This is a genomic window from Stenotrophomonas sp. 21LCFQ19 (assembly GCF_056861425.1).
In genome coordinates this window covers 46,938-66,111 of the sequence record NZ_JBSPUF010000018.1, presented here as the reverse complement: position 1 = coordinate 66,111, position 19,174 = coordinate 46,938, and the positions used below count along the sequence as shown (strand labels likewise).

General features: G+C 62.0%; 18 protein-coding genes. 12 read left to right on the top strand and 6 right to left on the bottom strand.

Annotation, left to right across the window (positions count from 1 at the left end; all coding sequences use genetic code 11):
- Window positions 1–1,044 carry a threonine aldolase family protein gene (locus AC13FW_RS17770; RefSeq protein WP_482989939.1) on the top strand — a complete coding sequence of 348 codons (1,044 nt, stop codon included), beginning with the start codon at window positions 1–3 and terminating at the stop codon, window positions 1,042–1,044.
- 86 nt (window positions 1,045–1,130) lie between these two features.
- On the opposite strand, the gene AC13FW_RS17765 is transcribed toward AC13FW_RS17770, so the two are convergent.
- The 3 genes from AC13FW_RS17765 to AC13FW_RS17755 all read right to left on the bottom strand — a co-directional run bounded on the left by AC13FW_RS17765 (window position 1,131) and on the right by AC13FW_RS17755 (window position 3,719).
- Entirely contained in the window at window positions 1,131–1,718 is a 588-nt protein-coding gene (locus tag AC13FW_RS17765) for a hypothetical protein (RefSeq protein ID WP_482989938.1), read from the bottom strand.
- A gap of 111 nt (window positions 1,719–1,829) precedes the next feature.
- The gene (locus AC13FW_RS17760; RefSeq protein ID WP_482989953.1) at window positions 1,830–2,672 is read right to left on the bottom strand and encodes a methylenetetrahydrofolate reductase; all 843 of its coding nucleotides are present in this window, start codon (window positions 2,670–2,672) and stop codon (window positions 1,830–1,832) included.
- A 120-nt stretch (window positions 2,673–2,792) separates the two neighbouring features.
- Entirely contained in the window at window positions 2,793–3,719 is a 927-nt protein-coding gene (locus AC13FW_RS17755) for a LysR family transcriptional regulator (RefSeq protein ID WP_482989937.1), read from the bottom strand.
- A 128-nt stretch (window positions 3,720–3,847) separates the two neighbouring features.
- On the opposite strand from AC13FW_RS17755, the gene msuE reads away from it, so the two are divergent.
- The 3 genes from msuE (at window position 3,848) to AC13FW_RS17740 (ending at window position 6,551) form a co-directional block, all read left to right on the top strand.
- Window positions 3,848–4,435: an FMN reductase gene (gene msuE / locus AC13FW_RS17750; RefSeq protein WP_482989936.1), complete on the top strand. Its 588-nt coding sequence runs from the start codon at window positions 3,848–3,850 to the stop codon at window positions 4,433–4,435.
- A 74-nt stretch (window positions 4,436–4,509) separates the two neighbouring features.
- Window positions 4,510–5,493: a DUF1852 domain-containing protein gene (locus tag AC13FW_RS17745; RefSeq protein ID WP_482989935.1), complete on the top strand. Its 984-nt coding sequence runs from the start codon at window positions 4,510–4,512 to the stop codon at window positions 5,491–5,493.
- Between the two features lie 29 nt (window positions 5,494–5,522).
- Window positions 5,523–6,551, top strand: a complete 1,029-nt coding sequence (locus AC13FW_RS17740; RefSeq protein ID WP_482989934.1) for a methionine synthase — start codon at window positions 5,523–5,525, stop codon at window positions 6,549–6,551.
- A gap of 127 nt (window positions 6,552–6,678) precedes the next feature.
- Here the strand turns inward: AC13FW_RS17740 and AC13FW_RS17735 are convergent, their stop codons facing one another.
- Both AC13FW_RS17735 and AC13FW_RS17730 read right to left on the bottom strand, forming a co-directional pair.
- On the bottom strand, window positions 6,679–7,239 hold the full coding sequence (locus AC13FW_RS17735) for a dihydrofolate reductase family protein (RefSeq protein ID WP_482989933.1): 561 nt from the start codon (window positions 7,237–7,239) through the stop codon (window positions 6,679–6,681).
- Between the two features lie 86 nt (window positions 7,240–7,325).
- Window positions 7,326–7,985 (bottom strand): lysoplasmalogenase, encoded by a 660-nt coding sequence (locus AC13FW_RS17730; RefSeq protein WP_482989932.1) that lies wholly within the window; start codon window positions 7,983–7,985, stop codon window positions 7,326–7,328.
- A gap of 289 nt (window positions 7,986–8,274) precedes the next feature.
- Between AC13FW_RS17730 and fdhD the strand changes: the two genes are divergently transcribed.
- Window positions 8,275–9,117, top strand: coding sequence for a formate dehydrogenase accessory sulfurtransferase FdhD (fdhD, locus tag AC13FW_RS17725; RefSeq protein WP_482989931.1), 843 nt, complete (start codon window positions 8,275–8,277; stop codon window positions 9,115–9,117).
- A gap of 322 nt (window positions 9,118–9,439) precedes the next feature.
- Window positions 9,440–11,716, top strand: a complete 2,277-nt coding sequence (locus tag AC13FW_RS17720) for an FdhF/YdeP family oxidoreductase (protein ID WP_482989930.1) — start codon at window positions 9,440–9,442, stop codon at window positions 11,714–11,716.
- A 127-nt stretch (window positions 11,717–11,843) separates the two neighbouring features.
- Here the strand turns inward: AC13FW_RS17720 and AC13FW_RS17715 are convergent, their stop codons facing one another.
- On the bottom strand, window positions 11,844–12,650 hold the full coding sequence (locus AC13FW_RS17715) for a TOBE domain-containing protein (RefSeq protein WP_482989929.1): 807 nt from the start codon (window positions 12,648–12,650) through the stop codon (window positions 11,844–11,846).
- 180 nt (window positions 12,651–12,830) lie between these two features.
- Here AC13FW_RS17715 and AC13FW_RS17710 point away from each other — a divergent pair, with 180 nt between their 5' ends.
- Genes AC13FW_RS17710 through AC13FW_RS17685 form a run of 6 tightly spaced genes read left to right on the top strand, consistent with a single transcriptional unit; the run spans window position 12,831 to window position 18,987 of the window.
- Window positions 12,831–14,816 carry a TonB-dependent receptor plug domain-containing protein gene (locus AC13FW_RS17710; RefSeq protein ID WP_482989928.1) on the top strand — a complete coding sequence of 662 codons (1,986 nt, stop codon included), beginning with the start codon at window positions 12,831–12,833 and terminating at the stop codon, window positions 14,814–14,816.
- Window positions 14,817–14,818: 2 nt separating this feature from the next.
- Complete coding sequence (locus tag AC13FW_RS17705; protein WP_482989927.1) at window positions 14,819–15,358, top strand: DUF2478 domain-containing protein; 540 nt, start codon at window positions 14,819–14,821, stop codon at window positions 15,356–15,358.
- Window positions 15,355–16,392: an ABC transporter substrate-binding protein gene (locus tag AC13FW_RS17700; RefSeq protein WP_482989926.1), complete on the top strand. Its 1,038-nt coding sequence runs from the start codon at window positions 15,355–15,357 to the stop codon at window positions 16,390–16,392. The genes AC13FW_RS17705 and AC13FW_RS17700 overlap by 4 nt, the downstream gene beginning before the upstream one ends.
- A complete protein-coding gene (locus tag AC13FW_RS17695) occupies window positions 16,389–17,408 on the top strand; it encodes a FecCD family ABC transporter permease (RefSeq protein ID WP_482989925.1) in 1,020 nt (339 codons plus the stop codon). The genes AC13FW_RS17700 and AC13FW_RS17695 overlap by 4 nt, the downstream gene beginning before the upstream one ends.
- A gap of 2 nt (window positions 17,409–17,410) precedes the next feature.
- Window positions 17,411–18,181, top strand: coding sequence for an ABC transporter ATP-binding protein (locus AC13FW_RS17690; protein WP_482989924.1), 771 nt, complete (start codon window positions 17,411–17,413; stop codon window positions 18,179–18,181).
- Window positions 18,181–18,987, top strand: a complete 807-nt coding sequence (locus tag AC13FW_RS17685) for a class I SAM-dependent methyltransferase (protein WP_482989923.1) — start codon at window positions 18,181–18,183, stop codon at window positions 18,985–18,987. Before AC13FW_RS17690 ends, AC13FW_RS17685 begins: the two co-directional genes overlap by 1 nt.
- Window positions 18,988–19,174: the final 187 nt, after the last annotated feature.

Here is a 19,174-nt window from a genome sequence, read left to right as displayed (position 1 = left end):
ATGACCGAATTCAGCTTTCTAGACGACTACAGCGAAGGTGCCCATCCGGAAATCCTCCTGCGCTTGGCTGAGACCAACCTCAGTCAACAGACAGCCTATGGTGCCGACGAATACAGCGCTCACGCGGCGGATCTGATCGCGGCTCAGCTTGGGTCAGGCTTCGCCGGTGTCGTGCATTTCGTTGCCAGCGGGACCATGGCGAACATTGTCTCCATTGCGAGCTGCCTGCGGCCACATGAAGCAGTCATCTCTGTCGAATCCGGCCATATCGTGATGCGGGAGGCCGGCGCGATAGAGGCCACCGGCCACAAGCTGATCACGGTCCCGGCAGTCGACGGCAAGATCACCCCTGCCGAGATAAAGCGAGCGTTGGCCTCCAATGCGCACTTTCCCCACATGGCGCGCCCCAAGCTCATCTACCTATCCAACGCGACCGAAACCGGGACGGTCTACACGCTGAGTGAGTTGAAGGAGATCTCCGAGTTGGCGCGCGCCAATGGGCTGATCCTGTTCCTCGATGGCGCGCGACTTGGCGCCGCAATGGCCTCCCGCAAGAACGACATGACGCTGGCCGATATCGCCGGGTTGGTCGACCTGTTCTGGATTGGCGGGACAAAAGTTGGCGCTCTGCTCGGTGAGGCAATCGTGGTTTCCAACCCAGCCCTCGCTGAAGACTTCGCGTTCCATCTCAAACAGCGCGGTGGCATGCTGGCCAAAGGACGGTTGCTCGGCATCCAGTTCCAGGCGCTCTTCGGAGAAAAGAATCTGTTCTTCGAGCTGGCCGTGCATGCAAATGCAATGGCAACACGGTTGGGAGATGGAATTCTGAAGGCCGGCGGCAAATTGGTGGCCGAAGCCCAAACCAACCAGCTGTTTGCGATTCTTCCCAACCCAGCGGTGAGTGCGCTGCAGAAACGCTTTGCCTTTTACGTTTGGGACAAGGCGGATGCGAGACATTCGGTGATCCGGCTGGTAACTTCCTGGGCCACCGAGGAAGCAAAGGTGGACGCATTCCTGGATGAACTTCGCGTCGCCATGGCTTAGCTGAATGCTCCCGTGCGTGGCGGCTCAGTACCGCCCGCATGTGAGGGCGAGCTATCAGTTCCTGCCTGCCTAGTGGCGATCGCCAATCAAAGAGAACCATTTCTTTCGCGACAGAATCCAAGCGGTGCCAGAGCTTTGTGCCGCTGTGCCGATTTTTCGCCACACACGTCTATCGTGTTTTTGTCGCCTTCGGTACTGACCGCCCCGGCGCCCTGCGCTTTCCTCTCATCGTGGTTAGCTTGTTTCCGACTACAGCCTTCAGTTCCTCCAACGGTTCTGGAACCAATGAAGGTTGCATTCCCTGGATCTTGGCGAAGTTCTTGCGTGCAATAGCGAGTTCGAAGCCATAATCCAAGGCCTTTATCGCAAGACCACCAAGCAGCAATCCAACCAATGCCATCGTCACCAGCACAGCGCCTGAAGCCGTACCAAGGCCTCGTCGGAAGATATTCGCGGCAGTAGTGACGAATCAATACTTCGCACCAGAGAGGATCACGCTTTGCGCGCTCGAAGTCCCAAAGCTGCAGGAACTCCTGCCTTGCATTGGCTCGGTCACGATTGAGCAAGTAAATACCTTTGAAAGCAAAAGCCAGCAGCACGGCCAAGACGACAATGATTTCGCCAGCCGTCCTATGTCCGAATCCTTCTGCCAACTTGAGTACAAGCTCCTGCATTTGCCCCCCTCGCCTTCACTGGCTGCACGGTGAGAGAATCATAGCTGGGTTTTCTGGACGCGTGACCGCAGCAGTATTCGTCGCACCGCAGTTTGTTAGCACACCTCCCAGCTAACTACCGGCACGGTATTTCTCCACCCATTCCACGGACTGTTCGATGCCGCCGAATGGGAAAATATGCAGGCTCACTGTTCCATGTGCTTCCGTCAGCCCGCTCACGAGTCGATCAACAAAACGATCCGGCCCCGCCGTTCCCAATAGCTTGCCGATCGAGATGCCGTACTTGGACCAGATCGACGCGCTTGCACTGACACCACACATCGCCGCATAGCGTGCGAGCACGGCAATCCCTGCTGGGCCTGGCACCCCTACCCGCACTGGCTGACCGATGCCGCGCTCGCGCAGTGCTGCCAGCCACGTCAACACGATGTCGGCATCAAACCCGAACTGGGTGACGATCAGCGGTGCCATGCCACGGTTCTCGATGCTGCTGCACTTTCGTTCAAGCACCTGCCAGCGCTGGCTTTCACTCATCACCGGATGACCTTCAGGATGCCCGGCCACGCCAACAAGCTTGATGCCTGAGCGTTCCAGCACACCGGTTTCAATCAATGACGCGCTATCGCCAAACGGTCCCTTGGGGCTGGGCGAATCCCCGGCAATCACGAAGCAACGCTCCACACCCGCCTCATGGACCGCCCGGGCGATGAACGACTCCAGCTCAGCGAGCGAGGCGATTCGGCGCGCCGGTATATGCAGCTGGGGCTCAAAGCCCAATCCGCGAACCGTCGCGGCAGCAGCCAGTCGGGCGGCATTGTCTTCACCCGGCAGGTAGGGAATGAAAATGGTTGAGCCGGGCGCTATCCGGGCAGCAGCTGCAGTCAGCGCTGGAATGGCCTTGGCGCCAACTTCCAACGAGTAGCCAGCAGTGATGTTGTTCGGAAGGCTATGCATGTCGGGATGATTCAAGGGTATTGCAGTGGTGGCTTTCGATTCAGCCCCCCCCACGCGCTCTGATCGAACGGGCGAGGCAAGGCGTGGTTCCATGACGTTATTGCTCGGGGTTCAACCAACCTATCTGGTTGCCTGCTCCTGCCCAATAGTCGAGGCAGCCACAGCGGTTGAGTGCCGAGCCAGCTCGATGAAGGCTCGAACGTAGTCGATGCTGGTGTCCGTTTCACGCGCGCCGAGGAAGATCTGCTTGGCGATCCCACGTGTACCAAGCCGCACCGGCACGACATCCATCCTGCTTGCATATTCTTCCACCAACCAACGTGGCAGCGCGGCCACGCCGCGGCCACTGGCCACCATCTGCACCATGATGTCGGTGGTTTCGATGGCTTTGTGCCGCCGGGGAGTGATGCCTGCAGGCAGCAGGAACTGGCTGTAGATATCCAGTCGCTCGATATCCACCGGGTAGCTGATCAGGACCTCGCGGGCCAGCTGTTGCGGCTTCACGTAAGCCGCCGACGCGAGGGGATGGTCCTTGGCTACGACCAGCACCTGCTCGTAGTCGAACACAGGCTCGAATTTCAGGCCCGGCTTGAACAAGGGGTCGGGCGTGACCAGCAGGTCGATCTCGTAGCCGAACAACGCCCCGATACCACCGAACTGGAACTTCTGCCTGACGTCCACGTCCACGTCCGGCCAATCAGCCAGATAGGGTGATACCACCTTGAGCAGCCATTGGTAGCAGGGATGGCATTCCATGCCGATGCGCAGTGCACCGCGCTCGCCCTGCGCGAACTGACCCAGGCGCTCTTCGGCCAGGTCCAGCTGCGGCAACACCCGGTTGGCCACCGCCAACAGGTACTGCCCGGATTGGGTGAGCCGCAGGCTTCGACCTTCGCGCAGCCAGATGTCGGTACCCAGCTGCTGTTCGAGCTTGCGGATGCTGTGGCTCAGGGCTGACTGGGTCAGGTTCAACACGCCCGCGGCTGCGGTCAACGAGCCCTGCTTTTCGACCTGCTGGACGATGCTCAGATGGATGCGCTCAAGCATGTGAATGAATTTTCTTCATGGAGTTGTGAAATTAAACCATTTTACCTCATGGAAAACCGCAACTAGGATCGAACTTCACCAGCTGCTCCATTCAGCTGCCTGACGATCCAGCCCCCATGAAGGCAGAAATGACACACCCTCCCCCACTTCGCGTCGTCGCCGTTTCCGGCGGGCTGCATCGCCCCTCCAAGGCCGCAACCCTGGTCGAGCATCTATCGAAGCTGATTGCAGCCCAGGTTCACTGCGAAACCCAGCTCGTCGAGCTGGGCCAGCTTGCCCCGCACATGACCGGTACCGTCAGACGCAGCGAACTGCCCGATACGGTGGAGCTCGGACTGGCAGCAGTCGAGCAGGCGGATGTGCTGGTGGTCGCCACGCCGGTTTACCGCGGCTCTTACACGGGGCTGTTCAAGCACTTCTTCGATTTCATTCACCAGGACGCATTGATCGACATGCCGGTGTTGTTGGCCGCCACCGGCGGCAGCGAGCGCCACGCGCTGATGATCGACCACCAGCTGCGGCCACTTTTCAGCTTCTTCCAGGCACGAACCTTGCCGCTGGGTGTGTACGCGACCGACAAGGACTTCGCCGGTCACACGCTGCACAACGCGGATCTGATCCAACGCGCCAAGCTGGCGGTTGAACGTGCATTGCCGGTGATCGAGCTGACACGCGACACCGAAACAAGCACCGCCAGAGCCATCGTCGCTGCCTGAAAGCGAACTCCCCCACCGAATCAGCGCAGCGCTGTGCCGGCCCCTATCCGCAGAACCTACGGTAGTGCACCGCCATGAAAGACAGTTTTGAATTCAGCCTCAAGCGTATCCGCTTCGATGAAAACTACCAGCCATTGGACAGTACGCGGTTGACAACCAACTTCGCCAATCTGGCCAGGGGCAACAGCCGCCAGGAAAACCTGCGCAATACGCTGAGGATGATAGACAACCGGTTCAACAGCCTTGCCGGTTGGGACAACCCGATGGGTGACCGCTATTCCGTTGAACTTGAGATCATCTCGGCCGAGGTGGACGTATCGGGCGTGGGCCAGACCGATGCATTTCCGCTGATCGAGATATTGAAGACAAGCATCGTTGACCGTCAGACCAGGACACGCATCGAAGGAATCGTTGGCAACAACTTCTCGTCCTACGTGCGTGACTATGACTTCAGCGTGCTGTTGCCGGACTACAACAGCAACCGGACAGCTTTTTCCACACCGGAAGACTTTGGCGACCTGCACGGAAAGCTGTTCAAGCACTTCGTGAATTCGCACGCCTACAAGGAAAACTTCAACAAACTGCCGGTGATCTGCATCAGCGCGTCCAGCAGCAAGATCTACCACCGCACTGCCAATCACCACCCCGCGCTTGGCGTGGAGTATCTGCAGAACGAGCTTTCCTCAACCGATCAGTACTTCGCGAAGATGGGAATGCAGGTCCGCTTCTTCATGCCGCCGGACGGCGTGGCGCCGTTGGCGTTCTACTTCTTTGGCGACCTGCTAGGTGATTACACCGACCTGGAACTTATCGGCACCATCAGCACGATGGAGACCTTCCAGAAGATCTACCGGCCCGAGATCTACAACGCCAACTCTGCCGCAGGAAGTGTTTACCAGCCCAGCCTGAAGCACCAGGACTACTCCCTGACAAAGATTGTCTATGACCGTGAAGAGCGCAGTCAGCTGGCGATCAAGCAAGGACGCTTCACCGAAGAGCACTTCATCAAGCCGCACCGGCACACGCTGGAACGGTGGGCCGCTGCCTGCCCGCTCTGATCACTCCAAGGATAATGAATCTACCCGCCATGAAGAAATTATTGCCCACCTCAACCGCCGGCAGCCTGCCAAAACCTGCCTGGCTTGCCCAGCCAGAGAAGCTCTGGTCACCGTGGAAGCTGCAGGACGAGGAGCTGATTGAAGGCAAGCAGGACGCCCTGTGTCTATCGCTGCACGAACAGTTGCAGGCAGGAATTGACATCGTCAGCGATGGTGAGCAGACCCGCCAACACTTCGTCACCACCTTCATCGAGCACCTAGAGGGGGTCGACTTCGAAAAACGCGAGACGGTGCGGATCCGCAACCGTTACGACGCCAGCGTCCCAACCGTCGTGGGCGCGGTCAGCCGGCAGAAGCCGGTATTCGTTGAGGATGCCAAGTTCCTGCGCCAGCAGACCAGGCAGCCGATCAAATGGGCGTTGCCTGGGCCAATGACGATGATCGATACGCTCTACGATGATCACTACAAGAGTCGCGAGAAGCTTGCCTGGGAGTTCGCCAGAATCCTCAATCAGGAAGCCAGGGAGCTGGAGGCAGCGGGCGTTGACATCATCCAGTTCGACGAACCCGCCTTCAATGTCTTCTTCGATGAAGTAAATGACTGGGGTGTTGCCGCACTTGAGCGAGCGATCGAAGGGCTCAAGTGCGAGACTGCCGTTCACATCTGCTACGGCTACGGCATCAAGGCCAATACCGACTGGAAGAAGACCCTGGGCTCGGAGTGGCGTCAGTACGAGGAATCCTTCCCGAAGCTGCAACAGTCCAACATCGACATCATCTCGCTGGAATGCCAGAACTCGCATGTTCCCATTGATCTGATCGAACTGGTACGTGGCAAGAAGGTGATGGTAGGTGCCATCGACGTGGCCAGCGACATCATTGAAACCCCAGAGGATGTAGCCAGCACCCTGCGCAAGGCACTGCAGTTCGTGGATGCGGACAAGCTCTATCCGTCCACCAACTGCGGCATGGCACCGCTGCCGCGCCACGTGGCCAGAGGCAAGCTGCATGCACTCAGTGCCGGTGCAGAGATCGTTCGGCGTGAACTAGTGGCCTGAACTACGTAGCCCGGGTAAGCGCAGCGCACCCGGGACAAGGATTTGGCGGCCGCCCGAAGCTGGGTTCCGGGCCAGCTTCGGGTGTCCACAAAATCGCAAAGACATTGCGTTACGTTGCAAGCCACGGTCAGCCGCACGCGCGCCGGTAATGCATGACAACCGCGCCGTTGCGCAACGGCGTCGATGAGATCAGCTCAAGTCGCCGAGTGTTGGCCAACCCGCGCCGGTAAAGCGTCGGCCCGTGACCAGCGATCCTGGGGTGAATGAGGAACTTGTACTCGTCGATCAGGTCCAGCCGATCCAACTCGGTAGCGAGCATACCGCTACCGAGCAGTACCCCAGCCGGCGTCGCCTCCTTGAGCTTCTGCACGCTCATGCGCAAGTCCCCGCCGATGTGGTGGCTGTTGGTCCAAGGGAATGCTGTTCGCACCGACGACACCACGTACTTCGGCTTGACCTCCAGCCCGATCGCCCAGTCACGCATCGCCTGCGTGGCTTCCACTTCGCCGCGAGCGACTGCCGGCCAGTAATTCTCCATCATCTCGTAGGTTACCCGTCCCCAGAGCATCGCCCCGGCTTCATCCATAAGGCGACTGAAGAAGGCGTGTGTCTCGTCGTCGGCGATGCCTTCCTGATGGTCGATGCAACCGTCCAGGGTGATGTTCAGGCTGAAGGTCAGAAGTCCCATGCGAGCGTGCTCATGGTTGGGCGTACCACTGGATTGTCGCTCGTCGGCGGACGCATTGCAGTACCGGGCTGGTATCCCTGTCGCAATCAGCCTGCGCCTGCTTGCACCCCGGAAACTGACGAGGCGAGGATGATCTGGGCAGCATAGTAGAGCGGCAACCCCCAGAGCTTGTTGCTGGCACCCGGTGCGACGAAACGATTGCGGGCAACAGCGATGTCCGAGATCGCGAACATCACCGCAGCAGCTGCAAGCGGCCAGGCTCCGGAGGCAGCGCTTACGGCGATCGCCAGGGCGCACATGGCAACGATAACTGTCACGTATGCCACAACCGCGACGCGATAAAAGGCTTTCAAATAGCTCCAGAGCCAGGCGATTACCGCGATTCCAAGACAGCTCATCACGGCGAACGCTAGCGCCAGTGCCGTGCTTGCGATGGGTAGCGATGCGAACGCAATCGCGTAAGCCATATGCGCAAGCAGGAAGCTCGCCAAGCCAAGCAGGAAGAGACGGCTCTTCTGGGACAACAGCAAGACGTCGCCAACCCACCCAAGCCCCAGTCCGACGAGGATCAATTGACCATAGGCCGATGCTGTCGCGCCCAGCTGAAGCGCCAAGGCCAGGAATGCCGTACTGGCGAGTATCTTCAGCAAAACTTTGGCAAGCTTCCAGCCACGGTACTCGCAGAGAACCAGGACGGCACAGGCAGCAAGGCAAACGACGATTGTGGAGCCTGTTGCGGTCACCATGGTGGTCTGCGCTTCCCCAACGCTGCAAAGATACCTATATACGAGGCAGGTACGAAGGTATGCACTATTGGCTGCTTCAGGGCGGCCATTGGGGCGAACGAGTTCCCCGCCGACGATTCACCAAGCTTGCCTTGGCCAGCACCTGATAGGCAACCGACCCGACCGATGGGCGTTCCATGGTGTTGCACCCGCCTGGGCATGCCCATCACATGCTTGCGCTATTCTTCGACCCAGCAAGCACGCTCCAGAACTCCACATCGCCCAGCCACGCCGTCAGGTCGCCGCCCGCATGTCCAGAGTCGATCCAACTGCTGCCGACGAAACGCCTCCGGGAGTCGCCGCTAGACGAACGCTCCGCTGGTGCAAGGGGGAGCGGAGCACCATCGTCGACAGCGTAGCCGAGGAAGTGCCCGTTGCGATGCATTACAACGGTGTGCCCTTCTCGGTAATGATGGCCACACCATCAGATCTTGAAGACCTGGCACTGGGCTTCTCGCTGACCGAAGGTCTCATCACCGAAGCGGCCGAGTTGATCGAGGTCGAGGTAAGCCCATGCATCGAAGGCGTCGAACTTCGTATGCAGGTGACCAGCACAGCACCTGCGGCCGCCCTGCAAGCCGCTTCTGCCCGGGCATTACCCGGCCGCAGCGGCTGCGGCTTGTGTGGGGCACGACTGCTGGAGGACGTCATGCGGCTGATACCGCCGATCGAGAGGCCCTCGATCTTTCCGCTTGCTTCATTGCGGTTGGCCCTGTCGTCGCTTCCCGGAATGCAGCCCATGAACATGGCTACCGGCTCCACCCATGCCGCAGCCTGGGTGCAGGCGGATGGTCGAATCACGCATGTTCGCGAAGATGTAGGCCGGCACAATGCATTGGACAAGCTGGTGGGCGGCCTGCGGCGTGGTTCCGTATCGACCGACGTCGGCCTGGTTCTCATATCGAGCCGGGCCAGTTATGAAATGGTGAGCAAGGCGGCGCACGCTGGCGTGGCGATTGTTGCTGCCGTTTCCGCGCCGACGGCACTTGCAATCGACCTGGCGAACGCGGCCGGCATCTGCCTGGTCGGTTTCGCCCGCCGTGACCGATTTAACGTGTACTCACATCCAGAGCGATTGCTTGGATTTGACTAGGGAATGCCGAAGCACAGGAGGCAGCGAACAGGCCAATGCCAGAGAAGACCGTTCTGGAAATCACATGGAACCAACATTCAGACGCTCAGTGTTGCAGCCATGGCTGGGAGTGCCGCGTTGACCGGGATGAACTCCGGTTGCTACCACCCGGGAGATCCGCTTGATGGTCACTTGGTCTCGACCTGATGCTGCGTTGCTGGCCAAAAGCGGACGTTCCAGGCCCGTATCGCAAGTGAGCAGATCGGATCGTCCTGACCGTGCCACGGATTCAGGCTGTCCCTCCCCTTCCTTGATGTGCCAATAGCAAGAGTGAGACATCACCATGAGCGAGAAGGACGTTCCCGGTATTCGCAAATACGATGCTCCGGCAGGCGGCTGGGGGGCGCTGCGGGCAACGGCCAAGGCGATCAGTGATCAGATGGCCGCGCCGGAAGCTGCGATCACGCTGTTCCGGACCAACAAGCCGGAAGGCTTCGATTGCCCCGGCTGCGCGTGGCCTGACCGCAAGCACACCTCGACCTTCCAGTTCTGCGAGAACGGCGCAAAGGCCGTGACCTGGGAGGCCACCAAGAAGCGGGTCACCCCGGAGTTCTTCGCGGCAAATACCGTTTCTGCTCTTCTGGAAATGACAGATTTCCAGCTGGAGGACCAAGGGCGCCTGACCCATCCCTTGGCCTATAACCCGGACAAGGACATCTATGAGGCGGTGGAGTGGGATGAGGCGCTCACCCGTATCGGGCAGATCCTGCGCGAACAGCCAGACCCGAACATGGTCGAGTTCTACACCTCCGGGCGCGCCTCCAACGAGGCTGCTTTCCTATACCAGATCTTCGCCCGTGAATACGGGACGAACAATTTCCCTGACTGTTCCAACATGTGCCACGAGGCCACGAGTGTGGGCCTGCCGTCATCGATAGGAATCGGCAAGGGCACCGTCTCCCTGGATGATTTCGACGCCTGCGAGCTGATCATTTCCATCGGGCACAATCCTGGGACCAACCACCCCCGCATGATGGGTACGCTGCATGAGGTTGCACGCCGCGGCGCACCCATCATCGTGCTCAATCCACTGCGCGAACGCGCCCTGGAGCGCTTCGCCGATCCGCAGGACCCGTTGGAGATGGCGACGCTCGGGGCAACGGAGATCGCCTCTTCCTATCTGCAGCCGCGCATAGGCGGCGATGCCGCAGCACTGAAAGGCATCATGAAGGCGCTATTGGAGATGGACGCTGCCGAGGGCGGAGACGCCGGCATTCTGGATCGCACGTTCATTGAGGAACACACCCGGGGATTCGACGCCCTCGCCGAAGACCTGCAGGCGGCGAGTTGGGACGGAATCGTGTCCGAATCAGGCTTGCTTGAGGACGACCTGCGCAAGGTCGCCCAGGCCTATGCCAAGTCCAACGCGACCATCATCACCTACGGCATGGGGATCACCCAGCACAGCACAGGCACCAGGAATGTCCAGCAGATTGCCAACCTGCTGCTCCTGCGTGGCAACTTCGGCAAGCCAGGGGCAGGTATCTGCCCATTACGCGGGCACTCCAATGTGCAGGGGGACCGCAGCGTCGGCATCACCGAAAAACCCAGCGTCGCGATGATCGATCGCATCGAAAAGCGGTTCGGGTTCCGCGCGCCAGGCGAGCATGGCCACGATGCCGTTGCTGCCATGCAGGCCATCATTGAAGGCCGCTCGACCGTACTGATCTGCCTCGGCGGAAATCTGGCAGTCGCGCTACCTGATGGCGACGCCTGTTTCGCCGGCATGCGTAGCCTGGAGATGTCGGTACACGTTGCGACCAAGCTCAATCGCAGTCATCTGCTGGTCTGCAAGAACACCTTCATCCTGCCCTGCCTCGGCCGAACCGAGCTGGACATTCAAGCCACCGGGCCGCAGGCGGTCACCGTGGAAGATTCGATGTCGATGGTGCATGCATCGCGGGGCAAGCTGAAACCCGCCTCTGAGCAGTTGCGTTCAGAGCCGGCAATCGTTGCCGGCATCGCCAGTGCAACCCTGCCATCGAGTCGCGTGCAGTGGATGGAAATGGTGGCCGACTATGACCTGATACGCGAAGCCATCGAAGCAGTGTTCCCCGATTTTTCGGACTACAACGCAAGGATCCGGATTCCCGGTGGCTTCCGCCTGCCGCTGCCGCCTACCGAGCGCATCTGGCGCACTGCATCGGGCAAGGCCGAGTTCCTCCGCTTCCCGGGACTGGCTGAAGACCCGAAACCCGTCGACAACGCAGTACTGAGGCTGGCCACCATCCGCAGCCACGACCAGTACAACACCACGATCTACAGCCTGGATGATCGCTACCGTGGCGTCTTCGGTCGCCGCGATGTGGTGTTCATGAACGAAGCGGACATGAGCGAGCGCGGAATCCAGCAGGGGGATCGGATCCGTATCAGGACAGCGCTGGACAACGAGGACGACAGGGTTCTAGAGAACGTCATTGCGGTCAGCTACCAGATTTCCCGTGGCTCGGTAGCGACGTATTACCCGGAAGGGAACTGCCTTATCCCATTGAGCTACATCGACCCTGCCAGTGGCACGCCTTCCTACAAATCAGTGCCGGTGCACATCAGCCGGGCGTAGTGCTGGTCCTACTCGACGTGCTCCTGCGCAGCCAGTGGATGCCCAAGGTTGCACCTGCCACCGCGGGCAGGTTCGGGTTCCTTGGTCGGCGCGACAAGGCAGGCCCGCTTACGACCTTGTTGTTGCATCACATCGATACGCCGACGATCACGCTGGATGCATTGAACAGCACCACCACCGGGCCGCCTTCCTCCAGCTCCAATGCGGCTGTCCCGGCCCGGGTGATGACGGCAACCACACTACAGCCGTGGCCGATATCCACCACCACTTCGTCGTTGACGGCGCCTTCGGTGATGCGCGCCACCGTGCCGCTGAACTGGTTGCGTGCCGAACACCGCGTACCTTGGCCCTGCGCCAGCAGCACCGACGATGCCTTGATCAAGGCATAGGCCGGCATGCCAACCTCCAACCCCAACGATTCCATGCTGCCGTGGGTGATGGTCGCCACGACCGTGAGCCCAGGCGCGACTTCGATCTGCACTTCATCGTTCACTGCACCGGCGGCCACGGCGCTGATCCGGCCGTGGAACTGATTGCGCGCACTCGTGATCATGCCGATCCTCCGTATCAAAGCCATGTCCTCATCCAATCCGGCGGGAACCTGCTGGGACTGCAGGAAGGTGCGGTGCGCACGTTCAAGCTGCTCGAAGCGCGCAACCAGTTGGCGTCCGCGCTCGGTCAACTGGGCACCGCCGCCGCCACGCCCGCCAACGCTGCGTGCCACCAAGGGTTCGCCGGCTGCCGTGTTCATGGCATCCACGGCGTCCCAGGCGTTCTTGTAGGTCATGCCCATCCGCTTGGCGGCCTGACTGATCGAACCGCAGGCATCGATGAACCCCAGCAAGGCGAAGCGGCCACGGCCACCCAGACTTTGCCCCGCAACGTTCAGCCATAGGCTGCCTTGCAGCTCAAGCATGGGGTCGGTCTCGCTCATCTGGTCTGGTCCCTGCTGCGGAAGCAGTGCCCAGTGTAAGCCGCGCGCCATCTCCACCCGGCTTGATATCGATCAAGGACGCTCCGGTGCTCCCCCCTGAGAATCCCCGCATCGGTCACGAAGTTGACCTCACCACACCGTTATATCATCTTGGATATAGCGAACCCGAGGATTGCGAGTATGCGCACCTGCCGTTTCGTTCTGCCGCTGTCAGCCCTTCTGCTCCCCCTGTCGGCCGCAGCTGCCGATACGGCGACTGCTCCGCCGGTTTTCACCTTGGGCAGTGTCGATGTCCATGCCGAGCGCGGCACCTCTCCCACTGTCGCCGAGCGCAATCTGGACGCGGAACGCATCCAGCAGCTGGACCGCAACACTGTCGGAGACGCAGTCAGCGTGCTGCCAGGCGTCAGCCTGGCACGCAATTCGCGCAACGAGGACATGGTCTACCTGCGTGGCTTCGATCCCCGCCAGGTGCCGGTATTCCTCGACGGCGTCCCGCTGTACGTGCCTTACGACGGCTATGTCGACTTCGGTCGGTTCACCACCTTCGACCTGGCCCGGATCGACGTCGCCAGTGGCGCTGCTTCACTGCTCTATGGGCCCAACATCCTGGGCGGGGCGATCAACCTGATCAGCCGGCGGCCGGAGCGTCCATTCGAGGCTGACCTGCGGCTGGGCGTCGCCGATGGCGGCGAGCGCAAGGCGGCGGTCAACCTCGGCGGTCGCCAGGGTGATTGGTACTACCAGCTCGGCTGGTCAATCCTGAAGGCGGATGAGTTCCCACTCCCGGATGGGTTCGTCGACTACAAGCGCGTACCTACCGACACCGGTGATGACCGCCGCAATGCCGACCGCGAAGATCGCCGTCTGTCATTCAAGCTCGGCTATATGCCGCGTGAGGGCGATGAATATGCCATCGGCTACGCGCGCCAGGATGGCGAGAAGGGCAACCCGGTGTACACGGGAACCGCACGCAGCGGCATCCGTTACTGGCGCTGGCCATGGTGGGACAAGGACAGCCTGTACTTCATCGGCAATACCCAGCTCGGTCAGCACACGACCTTGCGCACCCGCCTGTACCGCGACACCTACGGCAACGGACTGGAGGCCTACACCGACGGCAGCTATCAAACCGCGCTGGACAACACCAGTTTCCCCAGCATCTACGACGACAAGACAATCGGCGGCTCGCTGACCTTGGCCAGCAACGCCCTGCCCCGCCAGCAGCTGCAGCTTGCATTGCATTACAAGGAAGACCAGCACAGCGAGCGCAACCCGCACTCGCCGACCAAGGACTTCCGCGATGTCACCACCTCGGTGGCAATCGAAGACCGTATCGCACTGACTGACACCGCGCACCTGCGCGCAGGCCTCGGCCATGACCGTCGCGAGGCCAAGCGTGTCTACTACTGGCCGACCGGCAGTGCCGATGCCACCAATGCCGTTCTGGAGTACGTGCAGCAATTGGCACCGGAGCAGCAGTGGTATGCCAGCGCCGCACGTCGCACGCGCTTCCCCACCATCAAGGATCGCTACTCGGCACGCATGGGTGCCGCACTGCCCAACCCTGACCTCGCCCCCGAGCATGCCACCCATCTCGAACTGGGCCTGCGCGGTAGCTGGTGGCGAGGCAGCCAACTGCAGGCAGCGGTGTTCCACAGCCGCATTGATGACCTGATCCAGACCGCCGTCGTTGCCTCGCCTGAGTGCGGCGGTCGCACCTGCAATCAGGCGCAGAACATTGGCCGGGCCCGCAACGTCGGCATGGAGCTTGGCTTGCAGCAGCGCATCGGCGACGACTGGGACCTGCAGGGAAGCTACACCTGGTTGCGGCGCACCAACCTCGAGAACCGCGATGTGGCCCTGCTCGACAGCCCGCGCCAGCGCTTGTTCATGGCCGTTGGCTGGCAGCTGCTGCCGCAGTTGCGTCTGCAGGCCAGCCTGGAAGCCGAACAAGGTCGCAAGGTCAGCTATGCCGATACCACTCGTCCGGTGCGGGCCCTGCCTGGCTTCGGCATCGGTGGGCTGAAGGCGAGCTGGTCACCGCGCGGCAACGTTGGCTTTGACCTGGGCGTGCGCAATATCGGCGACAAATGGTATGAGCTGGCCGATGGCTACCCCATGCCCGGCCGCACCTGGTTCGCCAATGCCAACTGGAGGTACTGAGCATGAGCAGCGCGCAGCCCGCACGCATCGCCGCCATCGTGCACGACGCCAACGGTGAGCCCGATGGACTGCTGGCGGCTTTCGCTGCCCGCCAGCTCGCAGCCGGGCACCGCGTCCGCGGGCTGGTGCACCTGCCTCATGCGCCAACAGCCACGGGCAAGCGCATGGTGCTGATGGACGTAACCGATCCGCAGTCCCGCTACCCCATCAGCCAGGCACTGGGCGCTGCTGCCTGCGGCTGCAATCTCGATCCGCGCGGCATTGCCGATGCCAGTGTCGTACTACGTCGTGCCGCGCAGGAACCGGCGGCGTTGGCGATCGCCAATCGGTTCGGCACGCTCGAGTCGCAAGGCGGCGGCATGGCCGACGAACTGTTGGCGCTGATGCTGGCTGGCATCCCGCTGCTCACCGCAGTGAAGCTTCCCTATCTGGAAGCCTGGCGCGCGTTCACCGGTGGCATGGCGGTTGAGCTTCCTGCCACCGACGCGGCCCTGCAGCACTGGTGGGATGGCTGCCGTCAGCAAGATCAGGAGGCGACATGAAACGTCGCGCCCTGTTGCAGGCCTTCGCGCTGGCTCCGCTGCTGTTTGCAGGAGGCCGACTATTGGCAATGCCCGCACAACGCGTGCTGCGCCTGGGCGAACCCAAAGGCACACCGCAGCGCGTGTTCGCCGCCGGCGCCCCGGCAGCGGTGCTGGTTGCGGCGATCGCACCGCAGCGATTGCTGGGCTGGCCCATGCGGGTTTCACCAAGCGCGCTGGCGCTGCTGCCCACGGCACTCAGCGGCCTGCCGATGGTCGGCCGTCTTGCCGGACGCGGCAGCACCGTCAGCCTGGAACGCCTGCTTGAGCTGCAGCCGGATCTGGTGCTGGATGCCGGTGATTTCGACGCGAGCTACCGTGACTCCGCCGAGCGGGTGTGGCAGCAGACCGGAATTCCGGTCGAGCTGGTTGCAGGACGCTTGCCCGATCATCCCGCTCAGCTACGCCATGTCGGCAAGCTGCTTGGTGTGACTGCGCGTGGCGAGGCGCTGGCGCAGGCAGCGGAAGCACAGCTGGCGTTGGTGCGCGAGGTGCTTGCCACCCGCACTGCGGCCTCGCGTCCGACTGTCTACTACGGGCGCGGCAGCGATGGGCTGGAAAGTGGCCTGTCCGGTTCGATCAATACAGAGGTCATCGAGTTCTGCGGTGGCCGCAATGTTGCTGCCGCGGCTGGCAAAGGCGGGCTGGCACGTGTCTCGCTGGAGCAGCTGCTGGCCTGGGACCCGGACGTGATCCTTACCCAGGACGCCGCATTTGCCGCAAGCGCGGCACAGGACGCACGTTGGCGCAGCCTGCGTGCAGTGCGCGAAGGGCGCTTGCACTGCGCACCGTCACTACCGTTCGGTTGGCTGGATGGCCCGCCCGGCGTCAATCGCCTACCAGGCTTGCCGTGGCTGCTGTCGCGGCTGCATCCCGGTGCATCGCCGGCGCTTGCACCGGCAGCACTGCGCACGCGCATCAACGCGCTGCATCAACTGCTTTGGGGTGAGCCGCTACCAGCGGACATCGCGCGCAGCCTGGATGGTCGCCAATGAGGGTGCGCCCGATGCCGCGCTGGGCGTGGCATGCCGGTGGCTGGGTGCTGCTGGCGGCAATGATCCTGTTGGCATTCTCGGTTGGCCAGTTCCCTGTATCGCCGACACGCGTGGCGCAGGCGATAGGCTGGCAGCTGTTTGGCATTGGCGAGCCCAGTCCGCCCGCTGTGCATGCGGCGCTATGGAACATCCGCCTGCCGCGCGTGATCGCGGCGGTGCTGATTGGTGCGGTGCTGTCCGCTGCCGGGGCGGCGTATCAAGCGATGTTCCGCAATCCTCTGGTCTCGCCCGACATTCTTGGTGTCTCCGCGGGTGCCGGGCTAGGTGCGTCGCTGGCATTGTTCCTCGGTCTGCCATTGTTGCTGGTGCAGGGCTTCGCCTTCGCCGGCGGGTTGACTGCGGTCGGTCTGGTCTGTCTGGTGGCAGCGCTGGTGCGTCGGCATGAACCGATACTGGTGCTGGTGCTGGCCGGCGTTGCGGTGTCGGCACTGTTGGGCGCCGGCATTTCGCTATTGAAGCTGCTTGCAGACCCTTACACCCAACTTCCTTCAATCACGTTCTGGCTGCTTGGCGGATTGAATGCCGTTGTCCTTGATGATCTGCGGGTCACCGCACCGCTGCTGCTGGTCGGATTGTTGCCGCTGCTGTTGCTGCGCTGGCGCATCAACCTGCTCAGCCTCGGTGATGAGGAAGCCAGCGCATTGGGAGTAGCGGTCACACCGCTACGCTGGACGCTGATTGCCGCGGCAACACTATGCACAGCCGCTGCTGTGTCACTGGCCGGCATCATCGGCTGGGTCGGGCTGGTGGTGCCACACATCGCGCGCTTGCTGGTGGGCGCCGATTTCCGTCGGCTGTTGCCGGCCAGCCTGCTGCTGGGTGCCAGCTTCCTGCTCGCCGCCGACACACTGGCGCGGACCTTGGCGCCGATAGAACTGCCGCTCGGCATTCTCACTGCCTTCGTTGGCGTCCCCTGCTTCCTGTTGGTGCTGGCACGTAGCGAGAGCCGGGCATGAGCATGGGCGACGTTCTCCTGCAGGCACGAGGGCTGACGGTAGGCCATCGCCAGCAGCCCCTGGGCGAGCCTTCGGACCTGCACCTTCATGCAGGCGAAGTGCTGTGCCTGCTCGGCCCGAATGGCTGCGGCAAGACCACGCTGTTCCGCACGCTGCTTGGCCTGCTCCCCGCCATTTCTGGCGAGATTGCGTTGCAGGGGCAGCCGCTGCATCTGCTTGGCCGCAACCAACGCGCCCGGCAGCTGGCGTATGTTCCACAGTCGGCGCCGTTCGCCTTTGCCTGGCGGGTGCTGGAAGTCGTTGCCATGGGCCGCGCGGCCCATCTTGGTTTGTTGGCCACGCCCACGCGTGCGGACAAAAAAATTGCCCTTGACTGCCTGTATCAGCTCGGCATCGCCACATTGGCGCAACGCGTGGTCAGCACCCTCAGTGGCGGTGAACGCCAACTGGTGTTGATAGCGCGCGCACTCGCGCAACGTGCACGGATCCTGATCATGGATGAACCTACCGCCAGCCTCGATTTCGGCAACCAGCTGCGCATTCTCGACACCGTGCGCAGCCTCGCCGATCGCGGCATCGGCGTGTTGCTGTCCACACACCAACCGCAGCATGCGCTGCAGGTGGCAGACCGCATTGCCTTGATGGCCAACGGAAGCCTGCACGCGCTCGGCCCCGCCCGCGAGGTCGCCACGCCCGAACGGTTGGCCCAGCTCTACAACGTCGATGCCTCGCGCATAGCCATTGCCCTTCCTGACCTGCAGTCACTGTCCTGATGACCACACTTCCAGCCCCCATCGATCACATGGCCCGCTACCGCCAGCACCTGCTGGCCTGCGGTTTCCAGGCCAAGCCAGCCAGCGCGTGGGATGCGCGTGCGGCGCAGTCCAGTTGGAAGCGTCGGCACGACGACTACAGCGAGGCATTCCTGGCACGGCTCGACCTGAGCGGTGTGAACAGCGTGCTGGACGTTGGTTGCGGGCCCGGCCTGCTCAGCTTGCCAATCGCCGCGCAGGTGCAACAGGTCCATGCCCTGGACTACAGCCGGGGCATGCTTGATGGCCTGCATGCCGCCATCCGCGCTCAACAGGTCGACAACATCGAGCCACACCATCTGTCATGGGAGGACGACTGGAGCAAGCTGCCCGTCTGCGATGTCGCCATCGCCTCGCGTTCACTGATGGTCCCTGAGCTGGAACGGGCGCTGATGAAACTCGACGCGCACGCAGCGCAGCGCGTCTACGTGACCTGTACCACGCAGCCGCGTACTGGCGTCTTGGAGCTTGCGGCGCTGCTGGGTCGGCAATGGATTCCCATGCCGGACCATCGCTATGTGATGGAGCTGCTTTGGGACTTGGGACGGGAGCCACGGCTCGACTACCTGCCGGTTTCGGCATTGGACCAAGCGCAGACTGCGGAAGAACTTATCCGCCAGGCAGAACAGTTGTTCGGCGAGCTGCAGATGAACGAGCGCAGCAGGATCGCGGAGTGGCACGGGCATTCGCCCCTGAATCGGCTCGGATTGGCACCTACCAGGCGTTGGGCCTTCATCTCCTGGGAAACCACGGCTCAAACTCGCTGAGATGGCGCATTGCGCTGATGGCCCAAGTCGGCGAGACCGGTCCTTGGCGCCGTTCAAGCTGCATCAGCTCCGGTGAGATCGGTCCGGGAAGGCGGCCGTGCAGGCGCCGCCGCCCGTCCATTATCCCGACATTGGCGCCAAGCCCCTGATATCTGGGACAATTGCCGCTGGCCGGACGCTTCCGGCC